The sequence below is a fragment of the Streptomyces sp. NPDC054863 genome, from assembly GCF_053610825.1.
The window spans coordinates 1-20,252 of sequence record NZ_JBSGZD010000131.1; the positions used below are offsets into that span (position 1 = coordinate 1).

Here is a 20,252-nt window from a genome sequence, read left to right on the forward strand (position 1 = left end):
GAACAGCGAGGTCGGCGCGTTGCCGACGGCGACGACCGAGCCTTCGAGACGGTCGCGCCACAGCTCCATCGCGGCGGCGCTGCGGGTCGTGCCGAGCTCCTTCGCGAGGGCGGGCACCGAGGGGTCGGACAGCGTGCACACCACGTCGTTGTCCGCGGGCAGCCGCTTGCGGGTGACACCGCTGGCGACCATCTGCACGTCGCACAGGATGGGCGCACCGGCCCGCAGCGCCGCCCGGGCGTCGGCCACCACCCTCGGGCTGAACGCGAGGTCCCGCACGAGGTCGACCATGCCGCAGGCGTGGATCATACGGACCGCGACCTGGCTGACGTCGGCGGGCAGGCCCGCCAGGTCCGCCTCGGCGCGGATCGTGGCGAAGGACTGGCGGTAGATCGCCGGTCCGTCCTTCTCGTACTGATGCACTGTGCTGTCGCTCTCTTCTGCGGATGCGGACGTGATGGATCGGAGGAGTGGGGCGGGTGGAGCCGGCTCAGTCTCGGGTGCCGCGTGCGTCGGCCACCGCGCCGGACAGCGACTGCGCGCCCCCGAGAACGGTGACCGGCACGCCACGGACACCGTCCCGTACGACAGCGACCTCATGGCCCTCGGGGGTGGCGACGACGTCGACCCGGTCGCCGTGCGGATGCCCGCACCGGCGCGCACACCCGGACCAGTAGACAGGAAGCTCCCCGACGGGCCCCACGGCGGCCCCCGCGAGCGCCCGTACGTCGGAGAAGGACTTCGCACAGCCGGGCCGCCCGATGCAGGCGCCGACCCCGCTCCAGGGCGAGTCCGCCCCGGTGACCAGACCGGCTTCCCCCAGCGCGCGCAGCGCACCGGCGGCGTGCCCGTGCGCGACCCCCGGCAGGACGACGCCGCGCCACGGGGTCAGCCGCAGCGCCCCGTCGCCGTACTGCCGGGCGGTGTCCGCAAGGAGTCGCCACTGTGCCGCGGTGATACGTCCCAGGGGCACGCCCACGGACAGGGCGGCGGTGGCACGCGCCGCGCCGGTCACGATGCCGGGCCGGGGCGACGCCGCCCCACGGGCCCGCAGGGGGCCCGGAGCGGTCTCCGCCTCGACACCGGCCGCCCGCAGCGCCCGCACCACCTCCGTGAGGAGCGCGTCGGCGCCGCCGGGCAGATCGGCCACCCGCCACGTGCCCGCGTCGGGCGCACTGCCGAGGAACGTCTCGGCGGCCACCAGCGCGGCCCGCGCCGCCTGTCCGTACGGGACGAGCACCGCCTCCCGCGCCGTACCGACACGGAGCAGCGCCCTGTCCGCGTCCCGCGCCACCAGCGTGATGTCGCCGCCCAGCGCGTCCACGTCGCCGCGGCCGTCGTCGAGCGCGAACAGGAACCGGCCCGACAGCGCCGCCGCACGGTCGCTCCCGCACAGCAGGGAGTCCAGCTCCGACAGCCACGGGCCGACGTCGGCCCGCCCGGAACCGTCGAGTCCCGACAGGGGAGAGGCCACGATGTTCCGTACCCGCTCGTGCCGTTCGGAGGGCAGCAGCCCCGATCCGCCCAGCACCCGGGCCAGTTCACCGCCGCAGTCCGCCGCCAGCGCGCGCAGTTGAACATTGCCCCGGGAAGTGAGGTGAATGTCACCATCGCCCCACCGCCCGGCCAACTCACCGAGCGCATCGGCCTGTCCCGAGGCCAGCACGCCGCCGGGCACCCGTACCCGCGCAAGTGCCCCGTCGTCCGCGCGGTGCAGCCGCAGGGACCCCGGGCACGCGTCACCACGGGTCCTGGCGGAGCTCTCTCCCGCGGGCCGCGGCGAAATGGCAGGTGGGGGCATGGCGGCGAGCATACCGACACCCGGCGCACCGCTGTTCGACAGCCGGGTGCCACGGCCTTGACCCGGGGCCCTAATATGCCTGGTGGCGGGCGATTGGGCCCGTCGTCGCCACCGAAGGCGACAGAGGAGGAAGCCCGGTGCGATTCCGGCGCGGTCCCGCCACTGTGAGTCCGGCCACCGGCCGGGCGAGTCAGGAACTCCTTTCCCCAAGCTCCCGGCTCCGGCCGGGCGGGGGAATCCATCGACGATCACCGCCCGGGGCGTGGACACCCCGAGGAAGGCCCGACGCCGCATGATCCTGCTCCTGTCGACGTCCGACACCGACCTGCTCAGCGCCCGCTCCTCGGGCGGCCCGGTCAGTTACCGCTACGCCAACCCCTCCCGGCTCCCGCTGTCCGACCTCCCCGAGCTCCTCGACGGCACCGACCTCGTCGTCGTGCGCCTCCTCGGCGGTGTCCGCGCCTGGCAGGACGGCCTCGACCAGGTCCTCGCCACCGGCCGCCCCGTCGTCGTCCTCACCGGTGAACAGGCCCCGGACGCCCAGCTGATGGCCGCCTCCACCGTCCCCGTCGGCATCGCCGCCGAGGCCCACGCCTACCTGGCGCACGGCGGACCCGCCAACCTGGAGCAGCTCGCCCGCTTCCTCTCCGACACCGTCCTGCTCACCGGCCACGGCTTCGAGTCGCCCGCACCCGCACCCTCCTGGGGCCCGCTGGAGCGCACGGCCCGCGAGGTCGAGGGGCCGACCGTCGCGGTCCTCTACTACCGCGCCCACCACATGAGCGGCAACACCGCCTTCATCGACGCCCTGTGCGGCGAGATCGAGACCGCCGGCGCACGGCCGCTGCCGCTGTACGTCGCCTCGCTGCGCACCCCCGAGCCCGAGCTCATCGACGCGCTCCGGGGCGCCGACGCCATCGTCACCACCGTCCTCGCCGCGGGCGGCACCCGCCCCGCCGAGGCCTCGGCAGGCGGCGACGACGAGTCCTGGGACGCGGGCGCCCTCACCCACCTCGACGTGCCCATCCTCCAGGCGCTCTGCCTCACCAGCTCCCGCAGCGACTGGGAGGACAACGACGAGGGCGTCTCCCCGCTGGACGCGGCCAGCCAGATCGCGGTGCCCGAGTTCGACGGCCGCCTGATCACCGTCCCGTTCTCCTTCAAGGAGATCGACGAGGACGGCCTGCCCGCGTACGTCGCCGACACCGAGCGCGCCGCCCGCGTCGCCGGAATCGCCGTACGCCACGCGCGACTTCGGCACATCCCCAACGCCGACAAGCGCATCGCCCTCGTCCTCTCCGCGTACCCGACGAAGCACTCCCGCATCGGCAACGCGGTCGGCCTCGACACCCCCGCCAGCGCCATCGCCCTGCTCCGCCGCCTCAAGGAGGAGGGCTACGACTTCGGTGCCAAGGAGATCCCCGGCCTCGTCTCCGGCGACGGCGACGAGCTGATCTACGCGCTCATCGAGGCGGGCGGCCACGACCAGGAGTGGCTCACCGAGGAGCAGCTGGCCCGCAACCCGGTCCGCATCCCGGCCGCCGACTACCGGCGCTGGTTCGCGACCCTGCCCGCCGAGCTCCGCGACTCCGTCGACCAGCACTGGGGCCAGGCCCCCGGCGAGATGTTCGTCGACCGCTCCGCCAACCCGGAGGGCGACATCGTGCTGGCCGCCCTGCGGTTCGGCAACCTGCTCATCCTCATCCAGCCGCCGCGCGGCTTCGGCGAGAACCCGATCGCGATCTACCACGACCCCGATCTCCCGCCCTCGCACCACTATCTGGCCGCCTACCGCTGGATCGCCGCGTCCGCCGCCGACAACGGCTTCGGCGCCGACGCGATGATCCACCTCGGCAAGCACGGCAACCTGGAGTGGCTGCCCGGCAAGAACGCCGGCCTGTCCGCCGCCTGCGGCCCCGACGCCGCACTCGGCGACCTGCCGCTGATCTACCCGTTCCTGGTCAACGACCCGGGCGAGGGCACCCAGGCCAAGCGCCGCGTGCACGCCACCCTCGTCGACCACCTGGTGCCGCCGATGGCCCGCGCCGACAGCTACGGCGACATCGCCCGCCTGGAACAACTCCTCGACGAGCACGCCCAGATCGCCTCCATGGACCCGGCGAAGCTGCCCGCGATCCGCGCCCAGATCTGGACCCTCATCCAGGCCGCGAAGCTCGACCACGACCTGGGGCTCGAAGACCGCCCCGAGGACGAGGGCTTCGACGAGTTCATCATGCATCTCGACGGCTGGCTCTGTGAGATCAAGGACGTCCAGATCCGCGACGGCCTGCACGTCCTGGGCGGCGCCCCCGCCGGAGCCGCCCGCGTCAACCTGGTCCTCGCGATCCTGCGCGCCCGCCAGATCTGGGGCGGCACCGCGTCCCTGCCCGGCCTGCGCGAGGCCCTCGGCCTCGACGAGTCCGCGGCGCAGCGCACCGCCGCCGACGAGATCGAGGAGCAGGCCCGGGCCCTCGTACAGGCCATGGAGGACGCCGACTGGGACCCGGCCGCAGTCGCCGGCGTCGCGGCGGGCCACCCCGGTCCGGTCGCCGACATCCTCGACTTCGCCGCCCGCGAGGTCGTCCCGCGCCTGGCCGCCACCACCGACGAACTCACCCACGCCGTCCACGCGCTGAACGGCGGCTTCGTCCCCGCGGGCCCCTCGGGATCCCCGCTCCGCGGTCTGGTCAACGTCCTGCCGACCGGCCGCAACTTCTACTCCGTCGACCCCAAGGCCGTGCCCTCCAAGCTCGCCTGGGAGACCGGCCAGGCCCTCGCGGACTCCCTCCTGGAGCGCTACCGCAACGACAACGGCGAGTGGCCCACCTCCGTCGGCCTCTCCCTCTGGGGCACGAGCGCGATGCGCACGGCGGGCGACGACATCGCCGAAGCCTTCGCCCTGCTGGGCGTGCGCCCCGTCTGGGACGACGCCTCGCGCCGCGTCACAGGACTGGAAGCCATCCCGACCGCCGAACTCGGCCGCCCCCGCATCGACGTCACCCTGCGCATCTCGGGCTTCTTCCGCGACGCGTTCCCGCACACCATCGGCCTCCTCGACGACGCGGTACGCCTGGCCGCCTCCCTCGAAGAGCCGGACGACATCAACTACGTACGCGCCCACACCCAGGCCGACCTCGCCGAACACGGCGACGAACGCCGGGCCACCACCCGTATCTTCGGCTCCCGCCCCGGCACGTACGGCGCGGGCCTCCTCCAGCTGATCGACTCCCGCGACTGGCGCACCGACGCCGACCTCGCCGAGGTCTACACGGTCTGGGGCGGCTACGCCTACGGCCGCGAGCTCGACGGCCGCCCGGCCCGCGAGGAGATGGAGACGGCGTACAAGCGCATCGAGGTCGCGGCCAAGAACACCGACACCCGCGAGCACGACATCGCCGACTCGGACGACTACTTCCAGTACCACGGCGGCATGGTCGCCACCGTCCGCGCGCTGAAGGGCAAGGCACCGGAGGCGTACATCGGCGACTCCACCCGCCCCGAGACGGTCCGCACCCGCACCCTCGTCGAGGAGACGTCCCGCGTCTTCCGGGCCCGCGTCGTCAACCCCAAGTGGATCGAGGCGATGCGCCGCCACGGCTACAAGGGCGCCTTCGAACTCGCCGCCACCGTCGACTACCTCTTCGGGTACGACGCGACGACCGGCGTGGTCGCCGACTGGATGTACGACAAGCTCACCGAGACGTACGTCCTGGACCCGACCAACCGCGAGTTCCTCAAGCAGGCCAACCCCTGGGCGCTGCACGGCATCGCCGAGCGGCTCCTGGAGGCCGAGTCCCGCGGCATGTGGGCCAAGCCCGACCCGGCGATCCTCGACGCGCTGCGCAAGGCGTACCTGGAGACCGAGGGCGACCTGGAGGGCGAGGACTGAGCAGCGCCCGGCAGGGGCGGGGACCGGCCACACGGTCCCCGTCCCCTGCTGGAACGCCCGTCGTACGGGCCGGAGTTGGCCGGTGAGTGCCTTGCCGTTCGGCAGGCGGAGCCTCACCATGAGGGAGCCGTCCTCAGTCGTACACCCCGAGGAGACCCCCATGGGCAGCGACGAGCCGCAGAACACCCGGCTCGCCAGTCGCGTCACTGGCGAGGCGGACGGGACGAGTGTCCTCAGCGTGCTCCCGAACCACTGTGACACCGCGCTCGACCAGGTGACCGAGGGCGCGATGAACGACGTCCTGGCGCGTACCGGATTCTCGCGCGCGGTGACGGTGACCGCGTTCCAGTCCTCGGTCTGACCCGATCCGAGGAGTCCTCTGGTGACCGCGGTGGCGCGGCCCTTCCGGCAGTTCGTGGTCAAGGTCCACAGCCGGTGCGACCTGGCCTGCGACCACTGCTACGTCTACCGGCACGCCGACCAGAGCTGGCGCGGCCGGCCGGTCACCATGTCGCAGGAGACCTTCCGGCTGACCGCCGCCCGGATCGCCGAGCACGCGGCCCGGCACGGACTGTCCCGGGTGCACGTGGTGTTCCACGGCGGCGAGCCGCTGCTGGCCGGCCGCGAGCGGCTGCGCGCCGATGCCGGGGAACTGCGGCGCGCGCTGCGCGGAGTGTGCGGCCTCGACCTGCGGATGCAGACCAACGGCCTCGCCCTGGACGACGACTTCTGCGCCATGCTGGCCGACGAGCGCATCGTCACCGGCATCTCGCTCGACGGCGACCGCGCCTCCCACGACCGGCACCGGATCAGGAAGGACGGCTCCGGCAGCCACGCGGACGTGCTGCGCGCCGTCCGCCTGCTCGGCGCCCCCGCCCACCGGAGCGCGTTCGGCGGGCTGCTGTGCACGGTCGACGTGGCGAACGACCCCGTCGCGGTGTACCGGGCGCTGGCCGAACTGCACCCGCCCGGCATCGACTTCCTGCTGCCGCACGCCACCTGGGACCGGCCGCCGCCGCGCCCGGGCGGCGGGACGGACTACGCGGACTGGCTCATCGCCGTGCACCGCCGGTGGACCGCCGACGGCAGGCCGGTGCCGATCCGGATCTTCGACTCGATCAGCCGGCTCGGCCGGGGCGGCCCGAGCCTGACCGAGGCGCTGGGCACGGGCAGTTCGGACCTGCTGGTGGTGGAGACGGACGGCTCCGTCGAACAGGCGGACTGGCTGAAGACCGTCGCCCACGGCGCCCCGGAAACCGGCTTCCACGTGGCCCGCGACACCTTCGACGAGGCCGCCGCACACCCCGGATTCCAGGCCCGGCGCACCGGGCGGGACGGGCTCTGCGCCCAGTGCAGGTCCTGCCCGGTGGTGGCGGTGTGCGGCGGGGGGCTGTACGGGCACCGGTTCAGGACCCCCGACGGTGCAGACAAGTACGGTTCCGGCACCTCGGACTCCAGCACCTCGGACTCCGGCACCTCGGACTCCAGCACCTCGGACTCCGGCGCCCCGGACGGCTTCGACAACCCCTCGGTGTACTGCGCCGACCTGCTGAAGCTGATCCCGTACGTACAACAGGCAGGCGGCGCAGCCGAGTTGCACGCGCTGTCCCCGGCGCACTTCGACGACCTCGCCGCCGGACACGGCGACGCACCCGCCCTCGGGGAACTCGCGGCAGCGCAGAGCAGCCTGCGTCGGGTGCTGCTCGCGGCCGTCCGCCGGGCGGCGCCGCACCCCGCGGCGGCCTGGGACGCCGTGTACGCACTGCCCTTCGACGCGCTGGAGGTGCTGCTGGCCGACCCCTATCTGCGGGTCTGGGCACTGCACTGCTGCGAGGGACGGCCGCCCGACCCCGGGCGGCCCGCCGAGATCGCCCTGTCCGCGGCCGTCCGCACCGGCGGACGGCTGAGTCTCACGGTGCCGCTGCGGCACGGGAGGTCGGTCCAACTACCGGGTCTCGGGCGGCTGTTGGTGGACACGGGGGTACGCGCCCTGAGGCTTGCGGCCGGGGCGGAGGGGCTCGCCGTCGAAGACCGCCCGCTCGACGCGCTGCCGGAAGGCGTCCTCTGGCAGCCGCTGCGACACCTGGAGGCGGACGGCATACGGGTGGCGCTCGACGACATCGACCCGTACCGCACCTGCTACCGGGCCGAGGCCGCGGCCCGGCTCTCCGACTCCGGGCTGCGGGCCTGGCAGGAAACCTTCCGGGACGCCTGGCGGCTGATCGCCACGGAACATCCCCGGTACGCGGCCGGGCTCGCCGCACTGACCACGGTGACACCACTGGCCGCCCCGCCGCCCGGCAAGGAGGCCAGCGCGACCTCCCGGGACGCCTTCGGAGCGGTCGGGATCGCCCTGCCTTCGACGCCCGAAGCCCTCGCCCTGCTGCTGATCCACGAGTTCCAGCACGTCAAACTCGGCGCCCTGGAGGACATGTTCGACCTGCTCGACGGATCCGACGACGCCAGGTACCCGGTCGCCTGGCGGGCGGACCCCCGGCCGCCCGACGCCGTCCTCCAGGGCGCGTACGCCCACCTCGCGGTCGCCGACGTCTGGCGGACCCGGGGCCTGCGCCGTGCGGAGTCCGCTGCCGCCGACGCCACCCGCCGGTCCGTCCACTGGCGGGACGGGGTGCTCGCCGCGCTGGACACCCTGACCGGGACGGGATCCCTCACCGCCGTGGGCGGGCGGCTGGTGACGCGCATGAGGGCGGCGGCCCTGGACCTCGGCCCGGACGCCGACGCCACTGCCGACCGCCCCGCGGACTGATCCGTACCGCCACCGCCGCCGGAGGCGGGACAACTCGCACGCTCCCGCCTCTGGTGGCGGCAGTGGATTTCGCGCTCCAATGGTGTGCCGGACACCGACGTGGAGGCGAGAGGCGAGCCCATGGCCCCACCGACTGCCTCCCCCGCGCCGCAGCCCTCCGAGGGCCAGGATCCGCACTTCTTCCTGAGCTACGCCCGCACCCCCTCGATGAAGGACGGCCGCAGGCTGGACCATCCGGACAAGGAACTGGAGGACTTCCACTGGGAGTTGTGCCGCAACCTCATGCAGCTGACCGACCGCGACGGCAGTGGCCCGCCCGGCTTCCTGGACCAGCGGATGGGTATCGGCAAGGAGTGGGAGAGAACCCTCAAGCAGGCCCTGGCCACCTGCCAGGTCTTCGTGCCCGTCTACGCCAGGCGCTACTTCACCAGGGAATGGTGCGGCAAGGAGTGGGACGCCTTCGCACGGCGGCAGGCCGCACAGCGCGGCACCCGGCCCTACACCGTCAACGCGATCGTCCCCGTCCTGTGGACGAGCCCAGCCGACCTGGAGCTGCCCCCGGTCGCCGAGGCCGTCCAGTACTCGCACCCCGACCTCGGACAGGCCTACCTGAAAAGGGGCCTCTACGGCCTGCTCAAGGACGGATACTGGCTCCAGTACCGCAGGGCCGTCTGGGGAATCTCCCAGACCATCGTCAACGTCGCCCGGCAGGCGCGCCTCGACCCGTGCGACATCGAGCTGTTCGACGACCTCCGCAACGTCTTCGACGAGGGAGCGTAGGATGCCGCTCTTCTTCCTGAGCTACGCGCGGATCCCCGGCGGCCGGCGCACCGGTGACGACCCCGACCGGCTGGTCTTCGACTTCTACGAGGAACTGGCCGGCCGGGTCGCCGCACACGCCGGACTGGAGCGGACGGCCGCCGGATTCGTCGACCGGCAGGGCGCCGTGGGCGAGGAATCCGTGCGGGCGCTGTCCGGCTGCCGGGTGTTCGTCCCGCTGTACTCGAAGCGGTACTTCACCGACCCGCTGTGCGGCCGGCAGTGGACCGCGATCACCCGCCGGGCCCTGCGCACCCGCGCGCCCCGAACCGTACCCGTGCTGTGGACGCCCTACCCGGCGGCCTCCGTGCCCGCGGCCGTCCAGGACGTCCCCGAACTCCCGGAGGTGCAGGAAGGCTGCGACGAGGAGGAGGGGAGCTACGCGGCCACGGGACTGCACCGGTTGCTCGACCTGGAGGAGGACCGGGCCCGCCGGATCACCGAGTGGCTCGCCCTGCGCATCGCCTCCGCGGCGGCCACCGTTCCCGCGGGCGCGGCCCCCGACTCCTTCGACGCGACGGCCCTCGCCCGCCTGCCGGACGCGTTCGCGGCGGCGCCGCCCAGGCCGCCCCTGCGCATCACCGTCCTGGCCCCGTACGAGGACCGGCTGCCGATCGGCCGCGAGGGGGCACGCTACGGCCCCGGGCCGCTCGACTGGCGGCCGTACGGTCCCGTGGCGGGCGGCCCGATCGCCGAACAGGTCACGGAACTGGCCCGCAACCTGGGCTTCAGCCCGGAGGTGGTGGAGTTCGACAAGGTCGACCTGCGGGGCAGGGGCACGCCTGCCGCGCCCTGGATCCTCGTCGTCGACCCCTGGGCGCTCGGAGACCGCAAGGTGGCGGCCCAGGCCAAGGCGTTCGACGACGCGCACCGGCCCTGGACCGCCGTACTGACCGCCCTCGCGGACAACGACCCGCAGACCAAGGAACACCTCGACCGGCTGCGCGGACTCCTGGAGTCCGCCTTTCCCCGCTCCCTGCGGGAGGGCCGGGTGGGGGAGCAGACCGCCGTCCGCGGACTCGCCACGGCCGACGCGTTCGCCCTGTGGTTCGGCGAATTGGCCGAGTCCGCCAACATGAGGTACCTGCGGTACATTCAGCCGCAATCGTCCCCACGGAACACAACTGCGGTGAAACCGCCGGGAGTCGGCGCCGACGAACCCGGCACGGACGGCGGCGCCCTGGAGGCCAGGCCATGACCAGCGACGACGCGGGCCGGATCGTCACGTTCTACTCGTACAAGGGCGGCACCGGGCGGACGATGGCGCTCGCCAACACCGCGTGGATCCTGGCGTCCGCCGGAAAACGGGTCCTGATGGTCGACTGGGACCTCGACGCCCCCGGCCTGGACCGCTTCCTGCACCCCTTCCTGGAGGACGAGAAGCTCCGCACCACACCCGGCGTCCTGGACCTCGTCACCCGCTTCAACCAGTCGTACGGGGAGGAGCGGCGGCTCGCCGAGGCGAAGCACCCGGGGAGGGGCGAGTCCGAACTGCCGGTCACGGTCGACGCCGCGTGGGTCGCCGAGCGGGCCCGCTACAACCACTGCCGCATCCCGGTCGACTGGGCCTTCCCCGAGGGCGGCCGGCTCGACTACCTCCCGGCCGGCATCAAGAACAAGAAGTACCTGAGCGCGTTCTCGCAGTTCGACTGGAAGCCGTTCATGGACGGGCCGCTGGCCACCCGGTTCCTGGAGGCGCTCAAGCACGAGTTCGTGCAGAACTACGACTACGTCCTGATCGACAGCCGGACCGGCCTCAACGACATCTCCGACATCTGCACCGTCACCCTGCCGCACACCCTCGTCACCTGCTTCACCCCGAGCAGCCAGAGCATCGAGGGCGCGGCCAACGTCGCGGAACGCATCGACCTCATGCACAGCGACCGCAACATCCGCATCCTGCCCGTGCCCATGCGGGTCGAGGACACCAACGGCCAGGCCGACCGGCTCGAAGCCGCCAGGGGCCAGATCCGGGTGCGCTTCGACCGGATCCTCAGCCGCCACCAGGACACCGACCCCGAGGACTACTGGGGCCGGGTCGAGATCCCCTACCGGCCCGTCTACTCCTACGAGGAACTCCTGGCGCCGTTCCGCGACACCCCCGGAACCCCCTCCTCCCTGCTGGCCGCCTACGAACGGCTCACCGAGGTCGTCTCCGACGGCGAGGTGAGCGCGATGCCGCGCATGGAGGAGGGCCTGCGCAGGCGCTACCTCGACCGGTTCATCCGGCCCAAGCCGCTGAACGTGTCCGACGTGTACATCAGCTTCGTCCCGCAGGACCGCAGCTGGGCCGAGTGGATCCGCGCCGTGCTCGAAGCCGCCGACTTCCGGGTCCACCTGGCCCAGGAGGGCACGGCCGAGGGCGCGCGGCTGCGGGCCGAGACCGAGCGCGGCGTGGAGTCCGCCGCCCACACCCTGGCGGTCATGTCCGGTGCCTACCTCCGGTCCTCCCGCTTCAGGACGACGTGGGAGACGGTCTACCAGGCCGACGAACTCGGCAAGCGCCGCCAGCTGATCCCGGTCCGGATCGAGGAGGTCCGCCTGGGCACGCCGTTCACCGCGCACCTCGCCGACCTCACCCGCTGCGACACCCCCGAGGCCGCCAGGGAAGCCCTGCTGAAAGCCTTCGGGGCCCCTCTGGAACCCCGCTCGCGCGCCCACTTCACCGGGCCCGACCACGTGCTGCCCCGCTACCCCGGAGCCGAACCGCCCGTCTGGAACGTCCCGATCCGCACCACTCCGTTCTCCGGTCGCACCGAACTCCTCGAAACCATCAGGGAGCGGCTGCAGACCGTGCACAAGCCCGTACTCCTGCGGGGCATGGGCGGAGTGGGCAAGACCCTCCTGGCACAGGAATTCGCCCGCCGCTACAAGGGCGACTACGACGTCGTGTGGCACATCCAGGCAGAACAGCGCAACCTCGCGGTGGAGCAGTACTCGGCGATGGCGAGGCCGCTGGGCCTGACCGAGCGCAAGAACCCCACCGACACCGCGCGGGCGGTGCGCGACGCCCTCGACAGCGGACGCTGGCTGCTGATCCTCGACAACGCGGACGACCCGGGCAACCTGGCCGACTTCCTCGTGAGCGGGCGCTCCGGGCACGTCCTCATCACCAGCCAGCGCTCCGAAGGATGGAGCCGCTACGCCGACACGGTCGAAGTGGGGGTCTTCAGCAGGCCCGACAGCATCACCCACCTGCGCCGCTGGCTGCCGGACATCGGGCAGGACGAGGTGGACATGGTCGCCGAGGCCCTCGGCGACCTGCCGATCGCCGTCGACCAGGCCGCCAACGCCATGAAGCAGACCGGCAAGAGCGCCCGTGAGTACATCGGCCAACTGCAGCGGCGGACCGACGTCACCAACATCACCGGCGGCACCTGGGACTTCGCCATCAAGCAACTTCGGGAGAACTACCCGCCCGCGGTCCGCCTCCTGCAGCTCTGCTCGTTCTTCAGCCCCGAACCCATCTCCATGGACCTGCTGGAAAGCGTGGAGATCGGCAGGGCCCTGGGCGGCGCCCGCACCCTGGCCCGCGCCTACCAGGAGCTGAGCCGCTTCGCCCTGGTCCGGGTGGACCGCAAGGCCAGGGGCGTCCAGGTGCACCGGCTCGTCCAGCTCTCCATGCGCAACAGCATGTCCGCACAGGAGCAGGAGGCCGCCCGCGAAGTGGTCTACCGCACGCTCGTCGCGGCCAGGCCGGGGCAGGACGACCCGGAGGACCCCGATACCTGGGACCGGTACCGGATCATCTGGCCGCACCTCGGCACCCCCTGGGCGTTCACCACGCCCGACGACGGCATCCGCGAACTCGTCGTGGACCGGGTGCGCCAACTGCGCCGCCGCGGCGAGATCACCCAGGCACTGGAGCTCAGCGAGCGGTGCGTGGCCGGCTGGGGCGAGGACGGGGGCGCGGACGAACGCTGGGTGCTGCACGTGCGGTTCCAGATCGGGAACATCCTGCGCGCGCACGGCAAGTACGAGGAGTCGCTCGCCCTGGACAAGGAGGTGCTGGAGCGGCAGCTCGACGTCCTCGGCGACAAGGACGACCAGCACGTCCTCATGACCACCAGCAGCATCGCCGCCGACCTGCGCGGCCTCGGCAGGTTCTCCGAGGCGCTCGCGTACGACCGCGAGACCCACCAGAGGTACAGCGACGTCTACGGCGAGGACCACCCGCGCACCCTGGGCGCCGCCAACAACCTCGCGGTCTCCCTGCGGCTGTCGGGCGACTACTACGAGGCGCGCGAACTGGACCGCAAGACCCTCGACACCCGCGAGGAGATCCTCCGCCACGACCACCCCCTGACCATCGAGACGGCGGTCAACCTGGGGCGCGACCTGCGGGACTGCGGCGACTACCGGGCCTCGGTCAGCCTGCTCAAGCGCGCCTACGAACGCTGCCTGCGCAACGTCGAACTCACCGAGGGCGCACCGACCGTCCTCAACACCGTCAAGGGGCTGGCCGGATCCCTGCGCCGGGTGGGCCGCCCGGACGAGGCGGAGGCGTACACCAGGATCGTCCTGAAGCACACTCCGGCGGGGGAGGGCGAGATCTCCCCGGAACGGCTCCTGCTCGAAATGGACCTGGCAGGCGACCTGATGGCGCTGGACCGGACGGGCGAGGCGCTGGAACTGGTGAGCAGGGTGCTGGACGACTTCCGGCGCGGCCTCGGCGCGTCGCATCCGCACACCGTCTCCTGCTCCGCGAACTATGCGGTGCACCTGCTGGGCACCGGTGCGGTCGCCCGTGCCAGGGAACTCACCGAACAGGCCGTCGCCGACTTCACCGAACTGCTGGGGGAGGACCATCCGAATGTGCTCATCTGCCGGGTGAACCTCGCCAACACCCTTGCGGAACAAGGCCAGTTGGTGCAGGCGCGTGCCACGTACGAAGCGGTCTACGACCGGCTGCGGGAGGTGCTGCTGTCCAGCCACCCCTCCACACTGGTCTGCGCGGGCAACCTCGCCACCGTACTGAGGGACCTCGGCGAGGGCGACGCGGCCCGCACCATGCACGACGACGTCCTGGCCGAGCTGGTCAAGCGGCTCGGTGCGGAACACCCCAGGACGGTGGCCCTCCAGGCATGGCGGCGCACCAGCCTGGAGCTGGAACCACACCCGATCTGAGACGGCCCGACGCGGTCACACGGCGTTGTCGCGCACCCACGCGAGGGACTGCGGCAGCGCCGGCAGGGCGGCGAAGTGCGCGGCGGACGGCTGGAGCACGGTGGACACCGTGGGGATGCGCTCGGCGAGCCAGTGGAAGTGCGCGACAGGGGCGAAGACGTCGAACTCCCCGTGCCAGAGCAGGACCGGTACGGCCTCGATGTCCTGCGGCCGAAAGCCCCACGGTTCGCGGAAGGCCACCAGGTCGTCCACCCAGCCCTCCGGCTCGGGCGGTCCTTCGGCCCCGGCGGCCGTGACGGTCCGGTCGCCCACCGCGGAGAGGTAGTTGTGCAGCAGCAGCTCGCGGATGCCCGCGTCCTCGACGACGAGGCGGTCCGTACGGGGCATCTCCTCGTCGAGGGAGCTGAGCAGGGAGCCGGGGTCGCGCCGGATGGCATCGGCGTTGCGGGCGAGGAGGGCGCCCACCTGGGTCCGGTCCGGTGCGTGGTGGTCCAGCATGCGGTACGTCATCACATTGGAGTCGGCCATGTCGGCGAGCCAGTCGAGGCCCTCGGCGTCCGGGGGTGCGAGGGTGACCAGCGAGGCGACGCTCGCGACCCGGCTGCCCCGGTTCAGCGCGGCACAGGCCAGTGCGTGCGGCCCGCCGCCCGACCGGCCGACCACCGAGTAGCGCTTCAGGTCCAGGTCGTCGGCGATGGCGTCGATGTCGTCCGCCGCGTGCCAGATTCTTCGGCCCGGGTGCCGGGTCGAGTCCCCGTACCCGGGACGGTCGTAGGCGATGAGCCGGACGCCGAGCTTGTGGAGGTCGAAGGTCCGGGGCCTGGGGCCCTGCCGGCTGCCGGGCGTGCCGTGCAGCAGAAACACCGGGTGCCCCTGGGGGTCCCCCCATGCCTCGTAGGCCAGCTTCCCGTCGCGGTCAGGCGCTCGCACCGAACCAAACACCTGATTGCCTCCCGTTACCAGCGGCTTCAGCCCGGAACGGCACCACCGCTCAGCATGGTGGACGGCGGGTCCGTTGGCAGCGCTCAAATCAGCCGAGTTGCCGGGCTCCGGTGCACGAACGCAGTAGCATGCGCGCCGCCGCAGCGCCGTCGGCCGTAGCGAAACTAGCCCACGGTCCAGTGCCGCGCACGACACCACCGCGAAGAGCCGGGTGTGGCGGGTGTGAACCCGTGAGCCGCAGGTTGACGGCGGACATTCCGGCCTTCTTCCGCTCTTCTCCGCGGCGTAGACTGCGGCCGGTGAGTATCGAACCGGCTCAGGGATCTCCGGTCGCGCTCCGGCCGGTCACCGCAAAGGACGAGGAGAGATTCCTCGAACTCGCCAGGATGAGCGTCGATCTCCACCACCCGTGGGTGGGAGTACCCAGCACGCCGAGCGGATTCTCCACCTATCTGGAGCGGTCCGACCGGACGACCGCCTTCTGCATGGTGGTCTGCCTCGACGACCCGGCCGACCTGGTCGGAATGGTCAACATCAACAACATCGTCCGGGAGCCCTACCAGCGGGGCGTACTCGGATACGCCGCGTTCCTGCCCCACGCGGGACGGGGATACATGTCCACGGGTGTCGCACTCGCGGTGCGCCACGCCTTCGGCCCACTGGACCTCCACCGGCTGGAAGCCGACATCCAGCCGGGCAACACCGCCTCGCTGAGACTCATCAGGCGGCTCGGCTTCCGGCAGGAGGGCGTCTCGCCCGGCTTCATCAGGATCGGTGGCGTCTGGCGCGACCACGAACGCTGGGCCCTCACGCGGGAGATGGAGCTCCCGCCGCTCCGGCAGCCGGCCCCGACCGCCCCGATGTCGTAGCAGCGTACGGATCATGCTGCTTTCCTTCGTTCCGCGGTACGAACCTTCCTTCGCGGATCTCCCATAGCGTCGCTTGCATGCCTCAGGGAAGGAATCGAAGGTGACCGGAGATCTGCACAGCCGCGCGGTTGTCGCCGACACGCACAACGACCTGCTCATGTCGGTGGTGGAACGGCCCCCGCAGCGGTGGGCGGAGTTCTTCCGCGAGCAGTGGCTGCCCCAACTGCTGGAGGGCGGGGTGAACATCCAGGTACTGCCCGTGTTCGTGGACGACCAGTTCCGGCCCGAGGGGGCGCTGCGCCGCACCCTGCGGATGATCGAGTGCGCGCACGCCCTCGCCGAGGGCAACGCCGAGCACGTACGGCTCTGCCTGGACGGCGACGACATCGACGACGCCCTCGCGCAGGGCCGCATCGCACTGGTGCTCGCGCTGGAGAGCGCGCCCGGTGTCGAGGCGGACGTGGAGCTGTTCCGCACACTGCACCGGCTCGGAGTACGGGTCGCCTCGATCGCGCACTGGGGACGCTCCGCGCTCGGCGACGGCAGCGGCGAGGACGCGACCGGCAGCAGGCTCACCGCACCCGGCGTGGCGGCGCTGCGCGAACTGGAGAGCCTCGGCGTCGTGTTCGACATCTCCCACCTCGGGGCGAGCGGGGTGGCGCACGTACTGGAACTGGCGACCCGCCCGCTGATCGCCTCGCACTCGGCGGCCCGTGCGCTGTGCGACCACCACCGCAACCTCACCGACGAGCAGATCCGGGGCGTCGCGGCCACCGGCGGTGTCGTCTGCGTCAACTTCGTCCCCGACTTCCTCGCCGCGGACCGCGCGTCGCGGACCATCGAGCGGATCGCCGACCACATCGAGCACATCGCCGCCCTGGTCGGCTTCGCGCACGTGGGCATCGGCCCGGACTTCGTACGGGAGGTGCTGGCCGACGTCACACCGCCGTGCTGCGACGGCAACGACTACGACGGGGTGCCGATGGACCTGTTCCTGCCCGGCCTGGACGGACCTGCCCAACTGCCCGCGCTGACCGAGGTACTGGTCAAGCGGGGGCTGGACGAGGACAGCATCCGTGCGGTCCTCGGCGGCAACGTGCAGCGGCTCTTCCGCGCCGAACTGGGCAGGGCCCGATGAGCGGGGCAGGGCAGGAACAGCAGCTCTCCGCGATGCTCGCGGACCTGGCGGAACTGGTCCTCTGCGAGTCCTTCTCCGCGGACCTCGACGCGGTCGCACGCAGCGCGGACCTGGTGGCCGCGCAGGGGGCCCGGCACCTGGGGGCCGCACCGGAGCGCATCGTCGTCGACGGCGTCACGCACCTGCGGTGGACCTTCGGCACCCCGCGGGTGCTGCTCCTCGGCCATCACGACACCGTGTGGCCGATGGGCTCGCTGGCCACGCACCCCTGGTCGGTGACCGACGGCATCGCGCGCGGGCCCGGTGTCTTCGACATGAAGGCGGGGCTGGTGCAGATGTTCCACGCGCTGGCCTCGCTTCCCTCGCTGGACGGTGTGTGCGTGCTGGTCACCGGCGACGAGGAGGTCGGCTCGGACACGTCGCGTGCCCTGATCGAGGAGAGCGCCCGGAGCTGCGCGGCGACCTTCGTACTGGAGGCTTCGGCCGACGGCGGGGCGCTGAAGACGGGCCGCAAGGGCACCTCGGGCTACGAGTTGGTGGTGCACGGCAGGGCGGCCCACTCCGGGCTCGAACCGGAGAAGGGTGTCAACGCGGCGATCGAGGCCGCACACCTGACCCTCGCCCTGGCCGGGGTGGCCGCCGAGGTCAACGCCGCCGCGTCCGACGACTGGTGCACCACGGTGACGCCGACGGTGGTGGCCGCGGGTTCGGCCACCAACACCGTCCCCGCGACGGCGACGGTCAGCGTGGACGTCCGCGTGCCGACGCTCGCGGCCCAGGCGAAGGTGGACGCGGCGCTGCACGACCTGACGACCACCCTGCCGGGAGCCCGTCTGGAGGTGCGAGGAGGCCCCAACAGGCCGCCGCTGGAAGAGACTTCGTCGGCGGACCTGTTCCGGCGGGGGCGCGCGCTCGCCCAGCTGCAAGGTCTGCCACCGCTGTCGTCGGCGGCGGTCGGCGGGGCGTCCGACGGGAACTTCACCGCCGGGCTGGGCTGCCCGACGCTGGACGGCCTGGGCGCCGTCGGCGGAGGAGCGCACGCCGACCACGAGCACGTGATCGTCGCCGACATGCCGGTACGGGCACGGCTGCTCGCCGCCCTGGTCGCCGAGGTCGCCGGAGCCGCCGAGGCCGTCCGATGAGCGCGCCGGAAGTGCGGGAACTCCACGAGCTGAGCGAACTCGAAGCCGTCGACGCACTCTTCGTGCGGATCTGGGGCAGCGCACCGGGCGCCTCGCCCATGGGCGTCGAGCAGATGCGGGCCCTCTCGCACGCGGGCAACTACGTCGCCGGTGCCTACGCGGGCGGCGAACTGGTCGGTGCGTCGGTCGCCTTCTTCGCCGCACCCGTCGGCCGGGTGCTGCACTCGCACGTCACCGGCGCGCTGGGCGGTCACCGGGCGGGCCTCGCCCTCAAGACGCACCAGCGCGAGTGGGCCCTGGCCCGGGGACTGTCCCGGATCACCTGGACGTACGACCCCCTGGTCCGGCGCAACGCCCACTTCAACCTCACCAAGCTCGGCGCGCGCCCGGTCGAGTACCTGCCGTGCTTCTACGGGGCGATGGACGACGCCATCAACGGCGGCGACGACAGCGACCGGGCCCTCATCGCCTGGGAACTGACCACCCCCACCGCCACGCCGCCCGTCCCTGCCGACGCCGTCACGGCTCTGGCCGTACGGGACGGACGTCCCGCCGTCGGCAGCCTCGACGCACCGACCCTGCTGGTCGAGGTCCCGGCCGACATCGAAGGGCTGCGCCGCACCGACCCGGGGGCCGCCAAGGAGTGGCGTCTCGCGCTGCGCGAGGTGCTCGGCGGCCTGCTCGCCGACGGCGCCCGCGTCACCGGCTTCCACGACCGGACCTGCTACGTCGTCACGCGTGACACCACCGCCTGACCCCCACCCTCCCAGGAGCCCGCACACCATGAAGATCACCGGAATCGAACTGCGCCGGATCGCGATGCCGCTGAAGGCACCGTTCCGTACCTCCTTCGGCGTGGAGAGCGCACGCGACGTCCTGCTCGTACGAGTCGTCACCCCGGACGGCGAGGGCTGGGGCGAGTGCGTCGCGATGTCGGAGCCCCGCTACTGCTCCGAGTACGTCGAGGGGGCGGCCGACGTCCTGCGCCGCTTCCTGATCCCCGCGCTGCCCGAAATCGCGGACGCCCACGCCGTCAAGCGGGCGCTGAAGCCCTTCAAGGGCCACAAGATGGCCAAGGCGGCCCTGGAGACGGCCGTGCTGGACGCCCAGCTCCGTGCCTCGGGGCAGTCCTTCGGGAACTTCCTCGGCGCGGCACGCGACCGGGTCCCGTGCGGAGTGTCCGTCGGGATCATGGACTCGGTCCCCGAACTCCTCGACACGGTCGGGGGGTTCGTCGCAGAGGGCTACGTCCGCATCAAGCTCAAGATCGAGCCCGGCTGGGACGTGGCCCCGGTGCGCGCCGTCCGCGAACGCTTCGGCGACGACCTGCTGCTCCAGGTCGACGCCAACGCCGCGTACACCCTCGCCGACGCCCGTCAGCTGTCCAAGCTGGACGCCTTCGACCTCCTGCTCGTCGAGCAGCCGCTCGCCGACGACGACCTCGTGCAGCACGCGGCCCTCGCCCGCCTGCTCCGTACGCCCGTCTGTCTGGACGAGTCGATCGAGTCCGCCGAGGACGCGGCGGCGGCCATCACCCTCGGGGCCGCCTCGGTCATCAACATCAAGCCCGGCCGGGTCGGCGGCTACCTGGAGGCCAAGGCCATCCACGACGTGTGCGTCGCCCACGGCGTCCCGGTGTGGTGCGGCGGCATGCTCGAAACCGGCATCGGCCGCGCCGCCAACGTGGCCCTTGCCGCACTGCCGGGATTCACCCTGCCCGGCGACACCTCCGGCTCCGGCCGCTACTTCGCCACCGAC

General features: G+C 72.4%; 14 protein-coding genes and 1 riboswitch. Of the genes, 11 read left to right on the plus strand and 3 right to left on the minus strand.

The window, feature by feature from the left end; translation table 11 throughout:
* Positions 1 to 423 (minus strand): precorrin-8X methylmutase (locus tag ACWGIG_RS22490; protein ID WP_453323424.1); only part of this gene is annotated, 423 nt, incomplete at its 3' end.
* A gap of 67 nt (positions 424 to 490) precedes the next feature.
* Positions 491 to 1,813, minus strand: coding sequence for a hypothetical protein (locus ACWGIG_RS22495; protein ID WP_453323425.1), 1,323 nt, complete (start codon positions 1,811 to 1,813; stop codon positions 491 to 493).
* Positions 1,814 to 1,906: 93 nt separating this feature from the next.
* A riboswitch (cobalamin riboswitch) is annotated at positions 1,907 to 2,001 on the plus strand.
* 92 nt (positions 2,002 to 2,093) lie between these two features.
* Here ACWGIG_RS22495 and cobN point away from each other — a divergent pair.
* The 6 genes from cobN to fxsT all read left to right on the plus strand — a co-directional run bounded on the left by cobN (position 2,094) and on the right by fxsT (position 14,403).
* Entirely contained in the window at positions 2,094 to 5,690 is a 3,597-nt protein-coding gene (gene cobN, locus ACWGIG_RS22500; protein WP_453323426.1) for a cobaltochelatase subunit CobN, read from the plus strand.
* Positions 5,691 to 5,850: 160 nt separating this feature from the next.
* Positions 5,851 to 6,051, plus strand: coding sequence for a hypothetical protein (locus tag ACWGIG_RS22505; RefSeq protein WP_453323427.1), 201 nt, complete (start codon positions 5,851 to 5,853; stop codon positions 6,049 to 6,051).
* A 21-nt stretch (positions 6,052 to 6,072) separates the two neighbouring features.
* Positions 6,073 to 8,457 (plus strand): FxsB family cyclophane-forming radical SAM/SPASM peptide maturase, encoded by a 2,385-nt coding sequence (locus ACWGIG_RS22510; protein ID WP_453323428.1) that lies wholly within the window; start codon positions 6,073 to 6,075, stop codon positions 8,455 to 8,457.
* A 120-nt stretch (positions 8,458 to 8,577) separates the two neighbouring features.
* Positions 8,578 to 9,237 (plus strand): TIR-like protein FxsC, encoded by a 660-nt coding sequence (locus ACWGIG_RS22515; protein ID WP_453323429.1) that lies wholly within the window; start codon positions 8,578 to 8,580, stop codon positions 9,235 to 9,237.
* A 1-nt stretch (position 9,238) separates the two neighbouring features.
* On the plus strand, positions 9,239 to 10,474 hold the full coding sequence (fsxC, locus tag ACWGIG_RS22520) for an FxsC protein (RefSeq protein WP_453323430.1): 1,236 nt from the start codon (positions 9,239 to 9,241) through the stop codon (positions 10,472 to 10,474).
* Positions 10,471 to 14,403, plus strand: a complete 3,933-nt coding sequence (fxsT, locus tag ACWGIG_RS22525) for an FxSxx-COOH system tetratricopeptide repeat protein (protein WP_453323431.1) — start codon at positions 10,471 to 10,473, stop codon at positions 14,401 to 14,403. Before fsxC ends, fxsT begins: the two co-directional genes overlap by 4 nt.
* A 15-nt stretch (positions 14,404 to 14,418) precedes the next feature.
* Here the strand turns inward: fxsT and ACWGIG_RS22530 are convergent, their stop codons facing one another.
* Positions 14,419 to 15,333 (minus strand): alpha/beta fold hydrolase, encoded by a 915-nt coding sequence (locus ACWGIG_RS22530; protein ID WP_453323432.1) that lies wholly within the window; start codon positions 15,331 to 15,333, stop codon positions 14,419 to 14,421.
* Between the two features lie 311 nt (positions 15,334 to 15,644).
* Between ACWGIG_RS22530 and ACWGIG_RS22535 the strand changes: the two genes are divergently transcribed.
* The 5 genes from ACWGIG_RS22535 to menC all read left to right on the plus strand — a co-directional run.
* Complete coding sequence (locus ACWGIG_RS22535) at positions 15,645 to 16,214, plus strand: GNAT family N-acetyltransferase (RefSeq protein WP_453323433.1); 570 nt, start codon at positions 15,645 to 15,647, stop codon at positions 16,212 to 16,214.
* Positions 16,215 to 16,314: 100 nt separating this feature from the next.
* Positions 16,315 to 17,352 (plus strand): dipeptidase, encoded by a 1,038-nt coding sequence (locus ACWGIG_RS22540; protein WP_453323434.1) that lies wholly within the window; start codon positions 16,315 to 16,317, stop codon positions 17,350 to 17,352.
* Positions 17,349 to 18,494 (plus strand): M20 family metallopeptidase, encoded by a 1,146-nt coding sequence (locus ACWGIG_RS22545; RefSeq protein ID WP_453323435.1) that lies wholly within the window; start codon positions 17,349 to 17,351, stop codon positions 18,492 to 18,494. Before ACWGIG_RS22540 ends, ACWGIG_RS22545 begins: the two co-directional genes overlap by 4 nt.
* On the plus strand, positions 18,491 to 19,249 hold the full coding sequence (locus ACWGIG_RS22550; protein ID WP_453323436.1) for a GNAT family N-acetyltransferase: 759 nt from the start codon (positions 18,491 to 18,493) through the stop codon (positions 19,247 to 19,249). Before ACWGIG_RS22545 ends, ACWGIG_RS22550 begins: the two co-directional genes overlap by 4 nt.
* A gap of 28 nt (positions 19,250 to 19,277) precedes the next feature.
* On the plus strand, positions 19,278 to 20,252 hold a 975-nt coding region (menC, locus tag ACWGIG_RS22555; RefSeq protein WP_453323437.1), incomplete at its 3' end, for an o-succinylbenzoate synthase.

What these genes read in the sequence shown, in the direction of transcription:
- ACWGIG_RS22515 (WP_453323429.1), top strand. Translation starts at nt 8,578, where the DNA reads ATGGCCCCACCGACTGCCTCCCCCGCGCCGCAGCCCTCCGAGGGCCAG.
- fxsT (WP_453323431.1), top strand. Translation starts at nt 10,471, where the DNA reads ATGACCAGCGACGACGCGGGCCGGATCGTCACGTTCTACTCGTACAAG.
- ACWGIG_RS22545 (WP_453323435.1), top strand. Translation starts at nt 17,349, where the DNA reads ATGAGCGGGGCAGGGCAGGAACAGCAGCTCTCCGCGATGCTCGCGGAC.
- ACWGIG_RS22495 (WP_453323425.1), bottom strand. Translation starts at nt 1,813, where the DNA reads ATGCTCGCCGCCATGCCCCCACCTGCCATTTCGCCGCGGCCCGCGGGA.
- ACWGIG_RS22550 (WP_453323436.1), top strand. Translation starts at nt 18,491, where the DNA reads ATGAGCGCGCCGGAAGTGCGGGAACTCCACGAGCTGAGCGAACTCGAA.
- ACWGIG_RS22505 (WP_453323427.1), top strand. Translation starts at nt 5,851, where the DNA reads ATGGGCAGCGACGAGCCGCAGAACACCCGGCTCGCCAGTCGCGTCACT.
- fsxC (WP_453323430.1), top strand. Translation starts at nt 9,239, where the DNA reads ATGCCGCTCTTCTTCCTGAGCTACGCGCGGATCCCCGGCGGCCGGCGC.
- cobN (WP_453323426.1), top strand. Translation starts at nt 2,094, where the DNA reads ATGATCCTGCTCCTGTCGACGTCCGACACCGACCTGCTCAGCGCCCGC.